Origin of the sequence: Hungatella sp. SL.1.14 (genome assembly GCF_024460495.1) — a bacterium.
In the GTDB taxonomy this organism is placed as follows: domain Bacteria; phylum Bacillota; class Clostridia; order Lachnospirales; family Lachnospiraceae; genus Hungatella; species Hungatella hathewayi.
Genome location: NZ_JANFYJ010000121.1, coordinates 1 through 441 on the forward strand (window position 1 = coordinate 1; position 441 = coordinate 441).

Consider the following 441-nt stretch of genomic DNA (forward strand, 5'->3'; position numbering starts at 1 on the left):
GGGAGAGGCTGAAACGTGAAAACAGTTGTGATTGAGGACATCAGGCCGGTCAATGACTATGGCCTGATTGTACAGATGCCGGAGGAGGGAAACGTATATCAGGATGATTACTTTTACTGGAAGGGAAGCCTGATTCCAGCCTGCTTTCAGACAAACCGGATATCGACAGGGACGATGAAGACGTGGCACCGGGATCCTGTGTTTCAGAAGCTGAAATTCCATGAGGATTATGAAAAATTCGTGTTTCTTACGGGGACAGCCCTTTTTCCTGTGGCGGATACGAGAGATGGCGCTGTCTGTGACGAAAGTTTCCGGGTTCTGCGGGTGAGCCCGGGTACGGAGGTGCTCGTACCTCCGGGAAAAGCCCATTTTATGCCGGTTGCAGAGGGGGGTGAGCCGGTCCGTATTACGGTAGTATGCCCGGAAATGCCGTTTTACCAT

At 51.9% G+C, this 441-nt stretch carries 1 protein-coding gene; it reads left to right on the plus strand.

What is annotated here, in order from left to right; genetic code table 11:
- Positions 1-15: 15 nt before the first annotated feature.
- Positions 16-441: hypothetical protein (locus NE473_RS30245; RefSeq protein WP_256265564.1), on the plus strand; the 426-nt coding region annotated here is incomplete at its 3' end.